A 17,079-nucleotide genomic window follows, 5' to 3' on the forward strand; every position below is an offset into this window, starting at 1 on the left:
GGCCAATCGTGGGCAGGCGGCGGCTGGGCGTGATGGGCGGGACCTTCGATCCCATCCACAACGGTCACCTGGTCGCCGCGAGCGAGGTCGCTCACCGGTTCGCACTCGACGAGGTGGTCTTCGTGCCCACCGGCCAGCCGTGGCAGAAACGCGACGTCACCCCCGCCGAGGACCGCTACCTCATGACCGTCATCGCGACCGCGTCGAACCCGCAGTTCTGGGTGAGCCGCGTCGACATCGAGCGCGGCGGGCCCACCTACACCCGCGACACGCTGCGCGACCTCAGCCGTCTGCACGCCGACACCGACCTGTACTTCATCACCGGCGCCGACGCGCTGGCGTCCATCCTGTCGTGGCAGGACTGGGCGGAGCTGTTCGCGCTCGCGCGGTTCGTCGGGGTGAGCCGCCCGGGCTACGAACTCGACGGGCGCCACATCGCCGCCGCCATGACCGAACTGGCCGACGACGCCCTGACGCTCGTGGAGATCCCGGCGCTCGCCATCTCCTCGACCGACTGCCGCCGCCGCGCCGCCGAGGCCCGGCCGATCTGGTACCTGGTGCCCGACGGGGTGGTGCAGTACGTGTCGAAACGCGGGCTCTACCGACACCTCACCGACGAAGCGCCGCGGCCGCCGGCCGACGCGGCAGGCAGGGAGCAGCCATGACCGCCTCGACCGAAGCCGTGCAGATGGCGGAGATCGCCGCCCAGGCCGCGGCCGCGAAGCTCGCCGAGGACGTCGTCGTGATCGACGTGTCGGCGCAGCTGGTCATCACCGACTGCTTCGTCATCGCCTCGGCCGCCAACGACCGGCAGCTGTCGGCCATCGTCGACGAGGTGGAGGAGCGGCTGCGCCGTGCGGGACAGAAGCCCGCCCGCCGCGAGGGCACGCGGGAGGGGCGCTGGGTGCTGCTCGACTACGTCGACATCGTCGTCCACGTCCAGCACCGCGAGGAGCGGGAGTTCTATTCGCTGGACCGGCTGTGGCGCGACTGCCCGGTGTTGCCGGTGGACCTCGACTCCCCGCCGGGAACCGACGGGGACACGGCGTGACCCGGATCCGGCGGTTGGTGATGCTGCGCCACGGCCAGACCGATTACAACGCGGGCAGCCGCATGCAGGGCCAGCTCGACACCGACCTCACCGAGCTGGGGCACGCGCAGGCCGCAGCGGCCGCCGAGGCGTTGGCCAAGCGGCAGCCGCTCGCCGTCGTGTCGTCCGACCTGCGGCGGGCCTACGACACCGCGGTGGCGCTCGGGCAGCGCTGCGGGCTGCCCGTCGAGGTCGACACCCGGCTGCGCGAGACGCATCTGGGGGACTGGCAGGGCCTGACCCACCTGGAGGTCGACGCGGCCGCGCCGGGCGCCCGGCTGGCCTGGCGCGACGACGCCACCTGGGCGCCGCACGGCGGCGAGAGCCGCGTCGACGTCGCCGCCCGCAGCGTTCCGCTGGTGACCGAACTGCTGACGAGCCTGGCCGAATGGGGTGCCGACGAGCCGCACCGGCCCGTCGTCCTGGTCGCCCACGGCGGCTTGATCGCGGCGCTGACCGCCGCCCTGCTCGAGCTGCCGGTGAGCAACTGGCCCGCCTTTGGCGGCATGGGCAACGCGAGCTGGGCGCAGCTCGCCGGCCACTCCGGCGCGGGCGGCGGCGTGCGCTGGCGGCTCGACGTGTGGAACGCTTCGGCCCAGGTCGCCGGCGATGTGCTCTGAGCCCGTGTCGCCTCGTCGCCCGGTCCTGCTGATCTTCGCCGACTCGCTCGCCTACTACGGACCCACGGGCGGACTGCCCGCCGACGACCCGCGGATCTGGCCCAACCTCGTGGGCAGCGCGCTGGGCTGGGACGTCGAGCTGATCGGCCGGATCGGCTGGACCTGTCGCGACGTGTGGTGGGCCGCGACGCAGGACCCGCGCTCGTGGGCGGCGTTGCCCCGCGCCGGGGCCGTCGTCTTCGCCACCGGCGGCATGGACTCGCTGCCGTCGGTGTGGCCGACCGCGCTGCGGGAGTTGATCCGCTACGTCCGGCCGCCGGCTGTGCGGCGCTGGGTGCGCGACGGGTACGGCTGGCTGCAGCCGCGGCTGGCGCCATTCGCCCGGCCGGCGCTGCCGCCGCGCCTGTCGGTCGAATATCTGGAGCTGACCCGCGGCGCCATCGATGTCAACCGGCCGGGCATCCCGGTCGTCGCGTCGCTGCCCTCGGTGCACATCGCCGACACCTACGGCCGCGCGCACCGCGGCCGGCAGGGCACCGCGGACGCCATCACGGCGTGGGCGGCCGAGCACCGGGTGCCGCTGGTCGACCTGAAAGCGGCGGTCGCCGAGGAGATCTTCGCCGGCCGCGGCAATCCCGACGGTATCCACTGGAACTTCGAGGCCCACCGCGCCGTCGCCGACCTCATGCTCAAGGCGCTTGCCGAGGCGGGCGTGTCCGCCGGAAACGCGGGCTGAGCGGTGGCCGTCGTCGTCGTCACCGATTCGTCGTCCCGGTTGTGCGCGGAAACGCGGACGGCACACGGTATCCGGCAGGTCCCGTTGCACGTCCTGGTCGAGGGCGCGGACTTCAGCGACGGCGTCGACGAGATCCCGCCCGACATCTGCGACTTCGGTCATGTCACCACCGCGGGCGCGACGCCCACCGAGCTCGCCGACGCCTACGACGCCGCGCTGACCGCCAGCGGCGGGGACGGCGTTGTCGCGGTGCACATCTCGGCGGCGCTGTCGAGCACCTTCAGCGCGGGCCTGCAGGCGGCGCGCCGGTTCGGCCCCAAGGTGCGGGTCGTCAACTCGCGGTCCGCCGCCATGGGAGTCGGTTTCGTGGCGCTGGCGGCAGCGCGGTCCGCTGCAGACGGCTCGGACCTCGACGGCGTGGAGGACGCCGCGCGGCGGGCCGTCCCCCGGGTACGCGGCTTCGTGGTGGTGTCGCGGCTCGACAACCTGCGGCGCAGCGGCCGGATCGGCACGGCGGCAACGTGGTTGAGCTCGGCGCTGGCGATCAAGCCGCTGCTGCAGGTCGATCCCGACGGCCGGTTGGTGCTGGTGCAGCGGGTGCGCACGCTCACGAAATCCGTTGCGGCGATGGTGGAACGCGTGGTCGACGAGGTCGGCGAGCGCGATGCGCAGCTGGCGGTGCACCATGTCGCCGATCCGGCGGCGGCTGCGGCACTCGCCGGGACCCTGGAGCAGCGGCTGCCGCACTGCGCGCCGGCGACGACCTCCGACATGGGCCCGGTGCTCGCGGTGCACCTCGGTGCCGGCGCGCTGGGCGTCATCGTCGCCCTGGGGGATGACGCTAGCGCGGCCACGACCGCCCGGTGATCGGCGGCAGGTCCTTCAGCGTGACGATGCCCGGTGGTGCGGCCACCACGGCGGGGACCGCATTCGTGACCGGCATCGCGGTGTAGATCATCCCGAGCCCCATGAAGCCCGGTTCGTTCCAGTCGCGTGGGGGCAGGCAGTGCAGCACCGTGCGCATGTTCGGCACACCGAACACGCTGATGACGTGGCCGTGCTCCAGCGGCTTGGGCGGGATGACGTGGTCGCCCATGGTCCAGTTGAACCCGACGCTCACGACGTTGCGGTCGCCGACCCACCCGCGGTGGTAGCCGTAGACGCCGCCGACGGTGCCCGCCGGGATCTGCATGAAACCGAGGTCGGTGGAGCCGGTCGCCGTGGTGAACTGCACGTCGAACGTCATGCGGTCCAGCTCCGCGCCGATCGCGTCGGCCATCATTGCAGCGCTCTCAGCGAAGACCTCGCTCTCGCGGCGCACGCTCTCGGCCAGGCCCGGGGTGTCGGGGTCCTGTGAGAAGCCCATCGCCCGCTGCGTTCCCGCCGACTCGTAGGTCGAGCAGTCGACGGATTCGGTGATCCTGATCTCGTCGACACGCTCGCACGCGCCGCTGAGCACCATCCCCACCACGTTCGTCATCCCCGGGTGCGCGCCGCTGCCGAAGATCGTCGAATGGCCGGTCTCGCAGGCGGTCCGGATGCGCTCGCGGTCCGCCGCGGACTGCTTGCCGCCGGTGATCCACGCGGCGCTGGTGCAGACGTTGACGCCGGCGGCCAGCAGCGCCACCAGCTCGTCGACGTCGGGCCACAGCGGGTTGTAGCAGCAGGCGTCGGCGCCGAGGGCCAGCAGCTGCCCGACATCGTCGGTCGCGGTGATGCCCGTCGGCTTCGGCCAGTCGGCCAGCGCCGCGGCGTCCACGCCGACCTTGTCCGGGCTGTGGGCGTACACCCCCACCAGCTCCATGTCGGGTCGGCCGATGATCGCGTGCAACGAGCGCCGGCCGATGTTGCCGGTGGTCCACTGGATCACGCGCAGCGGTGCAGCGCTCGTCATGGGTGTCCTCTCGTCGGATGTTCGGACATGTATACCGCCGAGCCGGTGGCCGGCGGTCGCGATCGATCCCCAGCCGCAGGTTCCTCCACAGCTCGCGATGCGGCACCGGCGGAGACGGCCGTGGTGTCGGAGGCCGCTCCTAGCGTTCGGCCCATGCGCACCGAACCGCCCGCCGCGCGGCTGCAGCGCCGGCTGCACCCCACCGACGACGCCGACGACGCCGCCTCGGATGACGATTCCGGAGACACCACGGGGGCCGACCTCTCGCGGTGGCTTCCGGCCGATCCTGGCGGTCAGAACGCCGGTCTGTGGGCCCGCCTGCGGGCCGATCCGGGCCGGGCGGGCACCGTCGCGCTGGGCGGGCTGGCGGCACTGGCGGTGCTGGTGACCATCTTCCTGCTGGTGCGCGACCAGCCGGCGCCGGTGGTTGCCGCGAAGCTGCCGCCCGTGCAGCCGGTCGGTTCGTCAGCTCCGGGGTCGGGCGGGCAACCGGCTCCGGCCGCGCCACCGGCGCCGGTGTCCACCGCACCGGTGGTGGTCAGCGTGGTCGGCCTGGTGCACAAACCGGGTCTGGTGACGCTCGAGCCGGGTGCCCGGATCGCCGACGCGATCACCGCCGCGGGCGGCACGCTCGACGGCGCAGACACCATCGGGCTGAACATGGCGCGCCGGGTCGCAGACGGCGAGCAGATCATCGTCGGCATCGCCCCGCCGCCGGGCCAGCCTCCGGTCCTCGGCAGCTCGATCGCCGCGGATCCGCACGCCACGACTCCGGATCCGTCGTCGGCAGCGCCTGCCGGCGGGGCGCCCGCCGGCGCACCGATCGACGTCAACGCGGCGACGGTCGACCAGCTCGACGAGTTGCCGGGCGTCGGCCCGGTGACCGCCCAGGCCATCGTGGCGTGGCGGGCGGAGCACGGTCGGTTCACCAGCGTCGACCAGCTCGGTGAGGTCGACGGCATCGGACCTGCACGGCTGGAGAAGCTGCGCAAGCTCGTGCGGGTGTGAGCGGTGCCGGCCGGACCTGACCCCGATGCGCCGATGTCCGCCGGTGGCCTGGACGTCCGGCTGGTGCCGGCGGCCCTCACCGGCTGGGCGGTCACCGCCGCGGGCATCGTGGCGCCGGGGGCCGGGCCGGCATCGGTGGTGCTGGCGGTCCTCACCGCCGCCGGGGCGGTCCTCACGCGCCGGCGGGCGCCGCCCGGCAGCGCGGCGGCCGCCGCGGCGGCGGTGGTCGCGGCGGCCGCGGTCGTCGGGCTCGGGTTCGGCCTTGCCGTCGCGCTGCGGGTCCGGGCCGTCGAGGCCCATCCCCTGCGCGGCGAGATCGGTGCCACCGCGGAGGTCGTGGTCACCGCGGTGGAGTCGCCGCGCCCGGTCGCCGGCGGCGCACGGGTGATGTTTCGGGCAACGCTGGTCGCCGCCGAGGGTCGTGAACTCGCCGGCCGGGTGATTGTCTTCGCGCCAGCACGCGGGTTCGTCGAGCTGACCGCCGGGCGCCCGGCCCGGTTTCGTGCGAGCATCGGGCGGCCGCAGCGGCGTGATCTGACGGTCGCGGCGCTGACCGCGCGCGGCAAGCCGGTGCTGGGGACCGCGGCGTGGCACCAGCGGGTCGCGCAGCGGGTCCGCGCCGACACCGCGGCGGCGGCGCGCGCCGTTCTACCCGCCGACCAGGCCGCGCTGCTCCCGGCGCTCGTGCTCGGCGACACCACGGCTGTGCCGCCGACCACGACGGCCGCGTTCCGGACCGCGGGCCTGACGCATCTGACGGCGGTCTCGGGTGCCAACGTGACGATCGTGTGCGGCGCGGTGCTGCTGGCGGCGGGAGCGCTCGGGCCGCGGCTGGCGGCGGGGCTCGCGGCGTTGGCGCTGGTGGCGTTCGTCACCGTCGTGCAGCCGTCGCCCTCGGTGCTGCGCGCGGCGTTGATGGGTGCCATCGCGTTGTTGGCGATCGTGACGCACCGGCGGCGGCAGGCGCTGCCGGCGCTGGCGGCGAGCGTACTGATGCTGCTGATCGTCGCGCCGGAACTGGCTGTCGACGTCGGGTTCGCGTTATCGGTCGTGGCGACCGCGGCGCTCATCCTCCTCGCCCCGAGGTGGTCGGCGCGGTGGGTGGCACGTGGGTGGCCGAAACCGGTGGCCGACGCGCTGAGCGTGGCGCTGGCGGCGCAACTGGTCACTGCGCCGCTGGTCGCCGCCATCTCGGGACAGTTCAGCGTGGTGGCCGTGGCGGCGAATGTGGCGGTGGCGCCGGTGATCCCGGTGATCACGGTGGTCGGCACCGCTGCCGCGACGCTGGCCGCCGGCTGGCCCTTCGGCGCCGAGTTGCTCATCCGGTTCGCGGGCCCGGCGCTGTGGTGGCTGCTGGGCGTGACCGACGCCGCGGCCGCCGTGCCGGGCGCCGCGGTGACGCTGCCGCACGGGTTCGCCGGCGCGGCGCTGGCGGCGGTGCTGGGCGCGGCCGCGCTGGCGGTGGTCCGTTGGCGGCGGGCGCGGTGGCTGTGGTGGCCGGCGGCGGGGGTCACACTCACCGTCGCGGCGTGGACGGTGGCCGGCGCCCTGCGCTGACGGCGCCCTGAGCTGACAACGCGCTGGGCTGACGGCGCGCTGGGCTGACGGCGTGCGGGGTTGTCACCGCTGCGTGGCACCATCGAGGCGTGAATGCGCCCGGACTGCACCTGGTGTTGGGGGACGAGGAACTCCTCGTCGAGCGCGCGGTCGCGGCGGTGTTGCAGGAGGTGCGGCGACGCGCGGGCACGCCCGAGGTACCGGTCGACCGGTGCCGGGCGGGAGACGTCGGCACCGGCGAGCTGGCGGAGCTGCTCAGCCCGTCGCTGTTCGCCGACGAGCGCGTGGTGGTCCTCGATTCCGCGGACGAGGCGGGAAAGGATGCTGCCGCGCTCGTCGCCGATACGGCTGCGGCCCTGCCCGCGGGCACCACGCTCGTCGTCGTGCATTCCGGTGGCGGGCGGGCCAAGGCGCTGGCCGGGCAGCTGCGGACCATCGGCGCGCAGGAGCACCCGTGCAAGCGCATCACCCGGCATCGCGAGCGGGTCGACTTCGTGCGCGCCGAGTTCGCGGCGCTCAAGGTGAAGGTGGATGCCGACGCGGTGACGGCGCTGATCGACGCCGTCGGATTCGACCTGCGGGAGCTGGCGGCGGCGTGCTCGCAGCTGGTCGCCGACACGGCCGGCCACGTCGACGTCGCCGCCGTCCGGCGCTACCACAGCGGGAAAGCGGAGGTCCGCGGCTTCGACATCGCCGACAAGGCGGTCGCCGGGGACGTCGCGGGCGCCGCGGAGGCGCTGCGCTGGGCGATGGTGGGCGGTGAGCCGCAGGTGGTGCTGGCCGACGCACTGGCCGAAGCGGTCCATGCGATCGCGCGCATCGGGCCGCTGTCGGGCAGCGCGCAGCAACTCGCCGGCGAGGTGGGCATGCCGCCGTGGCGGGTGGAGAAGGTGCAGAAGCAGGCCCGCCGCTGGTCGCGCCACTCGGTGGCGGAGGCGGTGCGGGTGGTCGCGTCGCTCAACGCCGACGTCAAGGGCGCCGCGGCGAGCGCCGACTACGCGCTGGAAACCGCGGTGCGCCGCGTCGCGGAGCTGGCCGCTGACCGGTAGGCCCGCCCGGCGATCAGAGCTTGTTGAACGCCAGCGTCAGCGCGGACTTGCGGTTGGCGGCCTGGTTCTTGTGGATGACGCCCTTGCTGGCGGCCTTGTCGAGCTGGCGGCAGGTCGCGGTGAGAAGCTCCTCGGCGACGGCCTTGTCACCGGCGGCGGCCGCCTCGCGGAACTTGCGCGTCGCGGTGTGCAGCGACGACTTCACCGACTTGTTGCGCAGCCGACGGCGCTCGTTGGTGCGGTTGCGCTTCTCCTGCGACTTGATGTTGGCCACGCGTGAGTTCCTTCGAAATCGACTGCTGAAATGACGGCAAGAAATGGGGCCCGGTCAACGGGCGGCAGTGGCCCAGGCTACCAGTGACGAGGGTCAACGCCCAAAGCGGCGGCGCTGGACTGCCGAAGCACGGGTCGTCAGGCAGCATGAGCCCGGTGAGCCTGAGAACCGCGAGCCCGCAAACCGGTCGCCGATTCCGCACCGACGGTGCCCGTACGTTCGAGCGGATCTTCTCCGGTTACGAGCAGCCGGGCTCCTATGCGCGCGCCTTCGACGAGATGTTCGACGCGCAGGGCAACGTCCGCGGACCCTACAAGGGCATTTTCGCCGAGTTGGCGCCGTCGGACGCCTCGGAGCTCGCCGCTCGGGCCGAAGCACTGGGCCGGGCGTTCATCAACCAAGGCGTCACCTTCTCGCTCTCAGGTCAGGAGCGGCCGTTCCCGCTGGACCTGGTGCCGCGGGTGATCTCGGCGGCCGAGTGGACGCGGCTGGAACGCGGCATCACGCAGCGGGTGCGGGCGTTGGAGCTGTACCTCGACGACATCTACGGCGAGCAGCAGATCCTGCGCGACGAGGTGATCCCGCGCCGGCTGATCACGTCGTGTGAGCACTTTCACCGCGAGGCCTACGGCATCAACCCGCCGAACGGGGTGCGCATCCACGTCGCCGGCATCGACCTGATCCGCGACGCCCAGGGCGTGTTCCGGGTGCTCGAGGACAACCTGCGCTCGCCGTCGGGCGTGTCCTATGTCATGGAGAACCGCCGCACGATGGCGCGGGTGTTCCCGAACCTGTTCGCCACCCACCGGGTGCGGGCGGTCGGCGACTACTCGTCGCACCTGCTGCGCGCGCTGCGCAACGCCGCGGCCACCAACGAAGCCGATCCGACGGTCGTCGTGCTGACGCCGGGGCCGTTCAACTCGGCCTATTTCGAGCATTCGCTGCTGGCGCGGCAGATGGGCGTCGAGCTGGTGGAGGGCCGCGACCTGTTCTGTCGTGACAACACCGTCTACATGCGCACCACCGAAGGGGAACGGCAGGTCGACGTCATCTACCGGCGCATCGACGACGCGTTCCTCGACCCGATGCAGTTCCGGCCGGACTCGGTGCTGGGGGTGGCGGGCCTGCTCAACGCCGCCCGCGCCGGCAACGTCGTCATCGCCAGCGCCGTGGGCAACGGCGTCGGCGATGACAAGCTCGTTTACACCTACGTGCCGACCATCATCGAGTACTACCTCGGCGAGAAGCCGCTGCTGGCCAACGTCGACACGCTGCGCTGCTGGCTCGACGACGAGCGCGAAGAGGTGCTCGACCGGATCGCCGAGCTGGTGGTCAAGCCGGTGGAGGGGTCGGGCGGCTACGGCATCGTGTTCGGGCCCGACGCGTCGGAGAAGGAGCTCGCGGCCACCGCGAAGAAGATCCGCAACGATCCGCGCGGCTGGATCGCCCAGCCCGTCGTGCAGCTGTCGACCGTGCCGACGCAGGTCGGTGACCGGCTCGCCCCGCGCCACGTCGACCTGCGGCCGTTCGCGGTCAACGACGGCAACGACGTGTGGGTGCTGCCCGGCGGGCTGACGCGGGTGGCGCTCAACGAGGGTTCGCTGGTCGTCAACTCCAGCCAGGGCGGCGGCTCGAAGGACACCTGGGTGCTGGCGCCGCGGTCCTCGGTGGCCGCCCGGGAGCTCGGCGCCGCGGAGATCGTGCGGTCGCTGCCCAAGGCCGACGCCCAGCACCCGGTCGACAAGGGCCCCGAGCTCTCGGCATCCCAACAGCAGCAACAGCAACAGCAGCAGGGAGGCGTCGCCGATGCTCGCCCGTAACGCCGAGTCGCTGTACTGGATCGGACGCTACGTCGAGCGTGCCGACGACACCGCACGCATCCTCGACGTCACCGTGCATCAGCTGCTGGAGGACTCCAGCGTCGACCCCGACCACACGTCGCGGGTGCTGCTGCAGGTGCTCGGCATTCAGCCGCCCGAGCACCGGCTCGACGTCTGGTCGCTCACCGACCTCGTCGCGTTCAGCCGCGAGAGCGGCGGCAACTCCATCGTCGACTCGATCTCCGCCGCGCGGGAGAACGCCCGCTCGGCGCGCGAGGTCACCTCGTCGGAGATGTGGGAGTGCCTTAACACGACCTACAACGCGCTGCCGGAACGCGAGCGGGCGGCGCGACGGCTGGGGCCGCACGAGTTCTTCTCCTTCGTCGAGGGCCGGGCCGCGATGTTCGCCGGCCTGGCCGACTCGACGCTGAGCCGCGACGACGGCTACCGGTTCATGGTGCTCGGCCGCGCGATCGAACGGGTGGACATGACGGTGCGGCTGCTGTTGTCGCGGGTGGGGGACAGCGCCTCGTCACCGGCGTGGGTGACGGTGCTGCGGTCCGCCGGCGCGCACGACACCTACCTGCGGACCTACCGCGGTGCGCTGGACGCCAACCGCGTCGTCGAGTTCATGCTGCTGGACCGGCTGTTCCCGCGGTCGGTGTTCTACTCGCTGCGGCTGGCCGAGCATCAGCTCGACGAGCTCGACCATCGGCCGAACAGCCGGGTGGGGGCCAACGCCGAGGCGCAGCGGCTGCTGGGCCGCGCCCGCAGTGAGCTGGAGTTCGTGCGGCCCGGGGTGCTGCTGGAGACGCTGGAGGAACGGCTGGCGGGCCTGCAGAAGATGTGCCGGGACTTCGGCGAGGCGGTGGCGCTGCAGTATTTTCACGCCGCGCCGTGGGTGGCGTGGACCGACGCCAGCCGCAGCGCGGAGCTGGTGATCGAAACCGGGGAGATCTGAGTCGGATGAGGAGACGCCGATGTGGCGCTTGCGGGTGATCCACGAGACCGGCTACGCCTACAAGGCGCCCGCCACGGCGTCGTACAACGAGGCCCGGCTGACACCGCGCAGCGACAACCGGCAGAACGTGATCCTCTCCCGGGTGGAGACGGTGCCGGCGACGCGGTCGTACCGCTACATCGACTACTGGGGCACGGCGGTGACGGCGTTCGATCTGCACGCTCCGCACCAGGAGCTCGCGGTCACCGCGTCGTCGGTGGTGGAGACCGACGTCGCCGAAGCGCCCGAGCAGCACGTCGGCTGGGACGAGTTGCGCAGCGCCACGATCATCGACCGGTTCGACGAGGTGCTGACCCCCACGCGGTACACCCCGCACAGCCGGCGGATCCAGGCGGTGGGCCGGCGGATCGCCAAGGAGTGCGACCCGGCGCAAGCCGTGATCGCCGCCGCGAAGTGGGTGCGCAGCGAACTCGACTACGTGCCCGGCACCACCGGCGTCCACTCGTCGGGACTCGACGCGCACCGCGAAGGCAAGGGCGTCTGCCAGGATTTCGCGCATCTGTCGCTGATCCTGTTGCGCAGCATGGGGATTCCCGCCCGCTACGTGTCGGGTTACCTGCACCCCGCGGTCGACGCGGTGATCGGAGACACGGTGGAGGGCCAGAGCCACGCCTGGGTGCAGGCCTGGACCGGCGGTTGGTGGAACTACGACCCCACGAACGACAAGGGGATCAACGAGCAATACGTCAGCGTGGGCGTCGGCCGCGACTACGCCGACGTGTCGCCGCTGAAGGGCATCTACTCCGGCGGCGGGTCCACCGATCTCGACGTGGTCGTGGAGATCACCCGGCTCGCATAGTCCGCGGCGCCGGGTGCCTGACGAACACCCGGGTGACGTGCCAGGGTGTACGGATGGCTGAGATCGCGGTGCGCCCGGCGGCGCGGGCCGACCTGCGGGCGCTGTCGCAGGTGCTGGGACGCGCCTTTTTCGACGACCCGGTGATGCGGTGGATGATGCCCGACGACCGGGCGCGCGCCGCCCGGTTGCCGCGGGTCTTCGCGACGATGACGCGACACCACTACCTGGGCAACGGCGGCGTGGAGGTGGCGTCCGGACCCGCGGGCATCGGGGCTGCGGCGCTGTGGGACCCGCCGAATAAGTGGCAGCAGACCGACTGGCAGGGGCTGCGCATGTTGCCGACGTTCCTGTTCGCGATGCGCAGCCGCGTCCGCCGCGGGCAGCTGCTGACCGAGACGACGAAGAAGGTGCACCCCGAGGAGCCGCACTGGTACCTCGGGGTGATCGGCAGCGACCCGACGGTGCGCGGCGGCGGCTACGGGCAGGCGCTCATGCGGTCGCGGCTGGACCGCTGCGACGCCGAGGGCGCACCGGCCTATCTGGAGTCGAGCAAGCCCGACAACGTGCCGTACTACGAGCGGTTCGGTTTCACGGTGACGCGGGAGATCGCGCTGCCGGAGGACGGGCCGCTGCTGTGGGCGATGTGGCGGCAGCCGCGGACGGGTTAGCCCGCCGAGATCGACGAAATGCCGCGATCTACTCGTATTTCCGCGCCCAGGCGTCGGTTTCGGCGGGGTAGGGGCGCGGTGTCAGCTCCAGGAGTAGTCGGCGCGCAGCCGGGTCGCGATGACCTCGAAGCGGGTGCGGTCGAGCACCGCGCCCTCGCGGCGGATCCCCTCCTCGGGGACGTCGAGCACGCGGTCGAGCCGCACCCAGCTCTCACGGCCCTCGGCGTCCCACGCGCCGCGGCCGATGCCCACCCAGTGCTGGTCGCCGTCGTGGTATTCCCGGCTCGACAGCATCAGCCCGAGCAGCACGCGGCGGTCCCGGCCGACGACCAGTACGGGCCGGTCCTTGCCCTGCGACGGGTCGTCCTCATAGGCCACCCAGGTCCAGACGATCTCCCCGGGATCGGCCCGGCCGTCGAGGTCCGGCGCGTACACCACCTTGCGGGCGCGCTGGGCGCTCGGCACGCTGCTGCGGGTGACGGGCCGACCCGCCGCGATCTCCCGCTGCGGCGGCCGCTGGGTCGACAGCAGCGCGTCGACGCCCCGCTGCACGCCCTGCTGGAGGGTCCGTTGCACGGTCGGTGAGTTCTGCAGCTGGCGGATCAGCTTCGGGCCTTCGTTGCGCACGAGCTGCTCGGCAGCCTTGCCCAGTCGCCGCTGCAATGATTTCCATTGCGACGCCACGCGTGAAAGTTTACGGGTCGGCTCGGGCGCCTCGGCGATTGTGAGCATGCGCTCGACGCTCGATACCCTTGAGCCACCGCCGCCGTCGCGCCCGTAGGAGATCCCCATCAGCAGTTTCGCCGACCAGACGTTCACCGCGCCGGCGCAGATTCGGAACTTCTGCATCATCGCTCACATCGACCACGGCAAGTCGACGCTGGCGGACCGAATGCTGCAGCTCACCGGCGTGGTCGCCGAACGCGACATGCGGGCGCAGTACCTCGACCGCATGGACATCGAGCGGGAACGCGGCATCACGATCAAGGCGCAGAACGTGCGGCTGCCGTGGGAGGTCAACGGCGAACAGTTCGTGCTGCACCTGATCGACACGCCGGGGCACGTCGACTTCACCTACGAGGTGTCGCGGGCGCTCGAGGCGTGCGAGGGCGCGGTGCTGCTGGTCGACGCCGCCCAAGGCATCGAGGCGCAGACGCTGGCGAACCTGTACCTGGCGCTCGACCGCGAGCTGACGATCATCCCGGTGCTCAACAAGATCGACCTGCCCGCCGCCGACCCGGACCGCTACGCCGGGGAGCTGGCCCATATCATCGGTTGCGAGCCGTCGGACGTGCTGCGGGTGTCGGGCAAGACGGGCGAGGGCGTGGCGCAGCTGCTGGACGAGGTGGTGCGGCAGGTGCCGGCGCCCACCGGCGACGCCGACGCGCCGACGCGGGCGATGATCTTCGACTCGGTCTACGACATCTACCGCGGCGTGGTGACCTACGTCCGGGTCGTCGACGGCAAGGTGATGCCCCGCGAGCGCATCAAGATGATGTCGACCGGCGCCACCCACGAACTGCTCGAGGTCGGCATCGTCTCCCCGGAGCCGAAACCGAGCGGCGGCCTGGGGGTGGGGGAGGTCGGCTACCTGATCACCGGGGTGAAGGACGTCCGGCAGTCGAAGGTCGGCGACACCGTCACCACGGCCCGCCACGGCGCGGCCGACGCGCTCACCGGCTACCGGGAGCCGAAGCCGATGGTGTACTCGGGGCTGTATCCGGTGGACGGTTCGCACTATCCGGTGCTGCGGGACGCGCTGGACAAGCTGCGGCTCAACGACGCGGCGCTGACCTACGAGCCGGAGACCTCGGTGGCGCTCGGCTTCGGCTACCGCTGCGGCTTCCTCGGGTTGTTGCACATGGAGATCACCCGGGAGCGGCTGGAGCGGGAGTTCAACCTCGACCTGATCTCGACGGCGCCCAACGTCGTGTACCGGGTGATCAAGGACGACGGGACCGAGCTGGTGGTCACCAATCCGTCGGACTGGCCCGACGGCAAGGTCCGCGAGGTGTACGAGCCGGTGGTGAAGACGACGGTGATCGCGCCGAGCGAGTTCATCGGCACCATCATGGAGCTGTGCCAGTCGCGCCGCGGCGAGCTGCAGGGCATGGACTACCTGTCGCCGGAGCGGGTGGAGCTGCGCTATCTGATGCCGCTCGGCGAGATCATCTTCGACTTCTTCGATTCGCTGAAGTCGCGCACCCGCGGTTATGCCAGCCTCGACTACGAGGAGGCCGGCGAGCAGGAGGCGTCGCTGGTGAAGGTGGACATCCTGCTGCAGGGCGAGCCCGTCGACGCGTTCAGCGCGATCGTCCACAAGGACGCCGCGGCGACCTACGGCAACAAGATGACGACGAAGCTCAAGGAGCTGATCCCGCGCCAGCAGTTCGAGGTGCCGGTGCAGGCGGCGATCGGGTCGAAAATCATCGCCCGCGAGAACATCCGCGCCATCCGCAAGGACGTGTTGTCCAAGTGCTACGGCGGCGACATCACCCGTAAGCGCAAGCTGCTGGAAAAACAAAAGGAGGGCAAGAAGCGCATGAAGACCATCGGCCGGGTCGACGTGCCGCAGGAGGCCTTCGTCGCCGCGTTGTCCACCGACGCCGCGGGTGACAAGCCGAAGAAGGGTTAGCCGACCGGGCGCAATGCTGCCGGCGCTTCGAGCCGGTCGGCCCACAGCCGGGCGATGTCGCCGCCGTCGGAGGCGTCGGAGGCGTAGGCGACGAGCGCCGCGGTCACCTGGCCGAGGCTGCTGCCGGTGGTGCGGACGGCCCCCGCGATCTCCTCGAACGCCTGCTGCGGCGTGCAGCCGCGCCGGCCGATGAGGATGCCGACGGCGATGTCGATCACCCGCCGGGAGCCGATGGGCTGCTGCGTGCTGAAGATCATGGCGCCATGGTCGGACCGCGACGCGCGCCGACGCCAGATATCGGCTCACGCTGATGCGCACTCGTGACCGGCCGCGACCGGACCGACACAATGGCGACATGCTCGTCGAACTCGACCTCGCCGGGGCCGACGACGATCCGCCGGGTTTCCGAGCCCGGCTGCGGGAGGCGGCGCACGACGTCGGCTTCTTCTACCTCGTCGGCCACGGCGTCGACGGGGGTTTGCTCGCCGAGGTCCTGACGCTCGCCCGGCAGTTCTTCGCGCTGCCGCCCGCGGTGAAGGACCAGATCAGCCAGTTGCGCAGCCCGCAATTCCGGGGCTACTCGCGGCTGGGCGGCGAGCTCACCAACGGCGAGGTGGACTGGCGCGAGCAGATCGACATCGGACCGGAGCGGCCCGTCATCCCCGGCGCCGAGGGATTCTGGCGGCTGCAGGGCCCGAACCTGTGGCCGAGCCGGCCGGCCGGGTTCCGCGCCGCCTTCGAGCGGTGGGACGCGGCGCTGTCGGCGGTCGGGCTGCGGCTGCTGCGGCACTGGGCGGCGTCGCTGGGCGCTCCCGCCGGCATCTTCGACGACGCCTTCGCCCACGCCCCCGCGACGCTGATCAAGGTGGTGCGCTACCCGGGCAGCGCGGACACCCGCCAGGGCGTGGGCGCGCACAAGGACTCCGGGGTGCTGACGCTGTTGCTGGTCGAGCCGGACTCCGAGGGCCTGCAGGTCGAGTCGCCGTGCGGGCAGTGGATCGACGTGCCGGCGCGGCGGGACGCGTTCATCGTCAACATCGGCGAACTGCTGGAGGTCGCCACGGGCGGCTACCTGCGGGCGACCCGACACCGGGTGCTGGCGCCGCCGCCGGGCCGCGACCGGGTGTCGATCCCGTTCTTCCTCAACCCCGCGCTCGACGCGACCGTTCCGCTGATCCCGCTGCCGCCTGAGCTGGCCGCCGCGGCGCGGGGCGTCGAGACCGATCCGGCCAATCCGATCTTCGCCACCTACGGCGAGAACGCGTGGAAGTCACGCACGCGGGCGCATCCGGACGTCGCCGAGCGCCACCACGGCATCAGGCCGGCGACGCGGCCGCCGGCGTACTGACCGGCCCGATCGTGATGCCGTCGACCACCACGCCGAGCAGCCGCTGCGCGTGCTCGCCGCGCTGCGTCGTCGTCGCCGCCACCCCGGCGGCCAGCGTCAACAGGTCGGTGGCGTCGATGTCGGCCCGCACCGCACCCGCCCGCTGCGCGTCGCCCAGCAGCTCGCGGCAGGTGTCCAGCACCGACCGGCACGCCGGGTAGAGCGGCGACCCGGGCTCGTCGAGCGTGCGGATCACCGACTCGGGCAGCCCCCGGTAGGCCGAGGCGCCGCTGACGAACACCCCGAGCCACTCGATCAGCCCGGCGCGCGGCGGGCCGCCCGCCAACTCGCGGCCGCGGGTGACGACGGCGTCGAGCCGGGCGACCACCAGCGCTGCGATCAGGTCGTCGCGGGTGGGGAAGTGGCTCTGCAGCGTGCGGACCCCGACGCCGGCGGCCTTCGCGATGTGCGCCAGCGACGCGCCGACCCCCTCGGCGCCGAACGCGTCCTCGGCCGCAGCCAGCAGCCGGTCGCGGGTGTTGCTGGTGCGCGGCGAGGTCACGGTGGTGCCGTACCCCGGC

At 72.2% G+C, this 17,079-nt stretch carries 19 protein-coding genes; 14 read left to right on the forward strand and 5 right to left on the reverse strand.

The genetic code is table 11. From position 1 onward, the window contains the following. The first annotated feature begins 5 nt into the window (after positions 1–5). From nadD to LV457_RS09375, 5 genes are read left to right on the forward strand one after another with little or no spacing between them, the layout of a single operon-like run. On the forward strand, positions 6–665 hold the full coding sequence (gene nadD / locus LV457_RS09355) for a nicotinate-nucleotide adenylyltransferase (protein WP_308192186.1): 660 nt from the start codon (positions 6–8) through the stop codon (positions 663–665). After that, positions 662–1,051: a ribosome silencing factor gene (gene rsfS, locus LV457_RS09360; protein ID WP_232170526.1), complete on the forward strand. Its 390-nt coding sequence runs from the start codon at positions 662–664 to the stop codon at positions 1,049–1,051. The genes nadD and rsfS overlap by 4 nt, the downstream gene beginning before the upstream one ends. 20 nt (positions 1,052–1,071) lie before the next feature. Then, positions 1,072–1,710: a glucosyl-3-phosphoglycerate phosphatase gene (gpgP, locus tag LV457_RS09365; RefSeq protein ID WP_232170916.1), complete on the forward strand. Its 639-nt coding sequence runs from the start codon at positions 1,072–1,074 to the stop codon at positions 1,708–1,710. Further along, positions 1,700–2,446, forward strand: coding sequence for a diglucosylglycerate octanoyltransferase (gene octT / locus LV457_RS09370; RefSeq protein ID WP_232170527.1), 747 nt, complete (start codon positions 1,700–1,702; stop codon positions 2,444–2,446). The genes gpgP and octT overlap by 11 nt, the downstream gene beginning before the upstream one ends. Positions 2,447–2,449: 3 nt before the next feature. Continuing rightward, the gene (locus LV457_RS09375) at positions 2,450–3,313 is read left to right on the forward strand and encodes a DegV family protein (RefSeq protein ID WP_232170528.1); all 864 of its coding nucleotides are present in this window, start codon (positions 2,450–2,452) and stop codon (positions 3,311–3,313) included. Here LV457_RS09375 and LV457_RS09380 read toward each other — a convergent pair. After that, complete coding sequence (locus tag LV457_RS09380) at positions 3,288–4,340, reverse strand: dihydrodipicolinate reductase (RefSeq protein ID WP_232170529.1); 1,053 nt, start codon at positions 4,338–4,340, stop codon at positions 3,288–3,290. The genes LV457_RS09375 and LV457_RS09380 overlap by 26 nt on opposite strands. 153 nt (positions 4,341–4,493) lie before the next feature. Here LV457_RS09380 and LV457_RS09385 point away from each other — a divergent pair, with 153 nt between their 5' ends. The 3 genes from LV457_RS09385 to holA all read left to right on the forward strand — a co-directional run bounded on the left by LV457_RS09385 (position 4,494) and on the right by holA (position 7,954). Next, positions 4,494–5,348, forward strand: coding sequence for a ComEA family DNA-binding protein (locus LV457_RS09385; protein ID WP_232170530.1), 855 nt, complete (start codon positions 4,494–4,496; stop codon positions 5,346–5,348). Positions 5,349–5,381: 33 nt separating this feature from the next. Continuing rightward, positions 5,382–6,905: a ComEC/Rec2 family competence protein gene (locus tag LV457_RS09390; RefSeq protein WP_232170919.1), complete on the forward strand. Its 1,524-nt coding sequence runs from the start codon at positions 5,382–5,384 to the stop codon at positions 6,903–6,905. 104 nt (positions 6,906–7,009) lie between these two features. Continuing rightward, positions 7,010–7,954, forward strand: coding sequence for a DNA polymerase III subunit delta (holA, locus tag LV457_RS09395; RefSeq protein WP_232170923.1), 945 nt, complete (start codon positions 7,010–7,012; stop codon positions 7,952–7,954). 13 nt (positions 7,955–7,967) lie between these two features. Here holA and rpsT read toward each other — a convergent pair whose 3' ends face one another. Then, complete coding sequence (gene rpsT / locus LV457_RS09400) at positions 7,968–8,228, reverse strand: 30S ribosomal protein S20 (protein WP_232170531.1); 261 nt, start codon at positions 8,226–8,228, stop codon at positions 7,968–7,970. Between the two features lie 146 nt (positions 8,229–8,374). Between rpsT and LV457_RS09405 the strand changes: the two genes are divergently transcribed. Genes LV457_RS09405 through LV457_RS09420 form a run of 4 tightly spaced genes read left to right on the forward strand, consistent with a single transcriptional unit; the run spans position 8,375 to position 12,536 of the window. Then, complete coding sequence (locus LV457_RS09405; protein ID WP_374198785.1) at positions 8,375–10,048, forward strand: circularly permuted type 2 ATP-grasp protein; 1,674 nt, start codon at positions 8,375–8,377, stop codon at positions 10,046–10,048. Further along, a complete protein-coding gene (locus LV457_RS09410) occupies positions 10,035–11,009 on the forward strand; it encodes an alpha-E domain-containing protein (protein ID WP_232170532.1) in 975 nt (324 codons plus the stop codon). Before LV457_RS09405 ends, LV457_RS09410 begins: the two co-directional genes overlap by 14 nt. A 19-nt stretch (positions 11,010–11,028) precedes the next feature. Beyond that, on the forward strand, positions 11,029–11,868 hold the full coding sequence (locus tag LV457_RS09415; RefSeq protein WP_232170533.1) for a transglutaminase family protein: 840 nt from the start codon (positions 11,029–11,031) through the stop codon (positions 11,866–11,868). Positions 11,869–11,921: 53 nt separating this feature from the next. Next, positions 11,922–12,536: a GNAT family N-acetyltransferase gene (locus tag LV457_RS09420; RefSeq protein ID WP_232170534.1), complete on the forward strand. Its 615-nt coding sequence runs from the start codon at positions 11,922–11,924 to the stop codon at positions 12,534–12,536. Between the two features lie 81 nt (positions 12,537–12,617). Here LV457_RS09420 and LV457_RS09425 read toward each other — a convergent pair whose 3' ends face one another. Beyond that, complete coding sequence (locus LV457_RS09425) at positions 12,618–13,268, reverse strand: type II toxin-antitoxin system PemK/MazF family toxin (RefSeq protein ID WP_232170929.1); 651 nt, start codon at positions 13,266–13,268, stop codon at positions 12,618–12,620. Positions 13,269–13,320: 52 nt separating this feature from the next. Here LV457_RS09425 and lepA point away from each other — a divergent pair, with 52 nt between their 5' ends. Next, positions 13,321–15,171, forward strand: a complete 1,851-nt coding sequence (gene lepA, locus LV457_RS09430; RefSeq protein ID WP_232170932.1) for a translation elongation factor 4 — start codon at positions 13,321–13,323, stop codon at positions 15,169–15,171. Here lepA and LV457_RS09435 read toward each other — a convergent pair. After that, positions 15,168–15,428, reverse strand: a complete 261-nt coding sequence (locus LV457_RS09435; protein WP_232170535.1) for an ANTAR domain-containing protein — start codon at positions 15,426–15,428, stop codon at positions 15,168–15,170. The genes lepA and LV457_RS09435 overlap by 4 nt on opposite strands. 98 nt (positions 15,429–15,526) lie before the next feature. Between LV457_RS09435 and LV457_RS09440 the strand changes: the two genes are divergently transcribed. Next, positions 15,527–16,519 carry an isopenicillin N synthase family oxygenase gene (locus tag LV457_RS09440; RefSeq protein WP_232170536.1) on the forward strand — a complete coding sequence of 331 codons (993 nt, stop codon included), beginning with the start codon at positions 15,527–15,529 and terminating at the stop codon, positions 16,517–16,519. On the opposite strand, the gene LV457_RS09445 is transcribed toward LV457_RS09440, so the two are convergent. Next, entirely contained in the window at positions 16,488–17,060 is a 573-nt protein-coding gene (locus LV457_RS09445) for a TetR/AcrR family transcriptional regulator (protein ID WP_232170537.1), read from the reverse strand. The two genes, LV457_RS09440 and LV457_RS09445, sit on opposite strands and share 32 nt — an antisense overlap. Positions 17,061–17,079 lie beyond the last annotated feature (19 nt).

The sequence above is a fragment of the Mycobacterium sp. MYCO198283 genome (genome assembly GCF_021213805.1).
In the GTDB taxonomy this organism is placed as follows: Bacteria; Actinomycetota; Actinomycetes; order Mycobacteriales; family Mycobacteriaceae; genus Mycobacterium.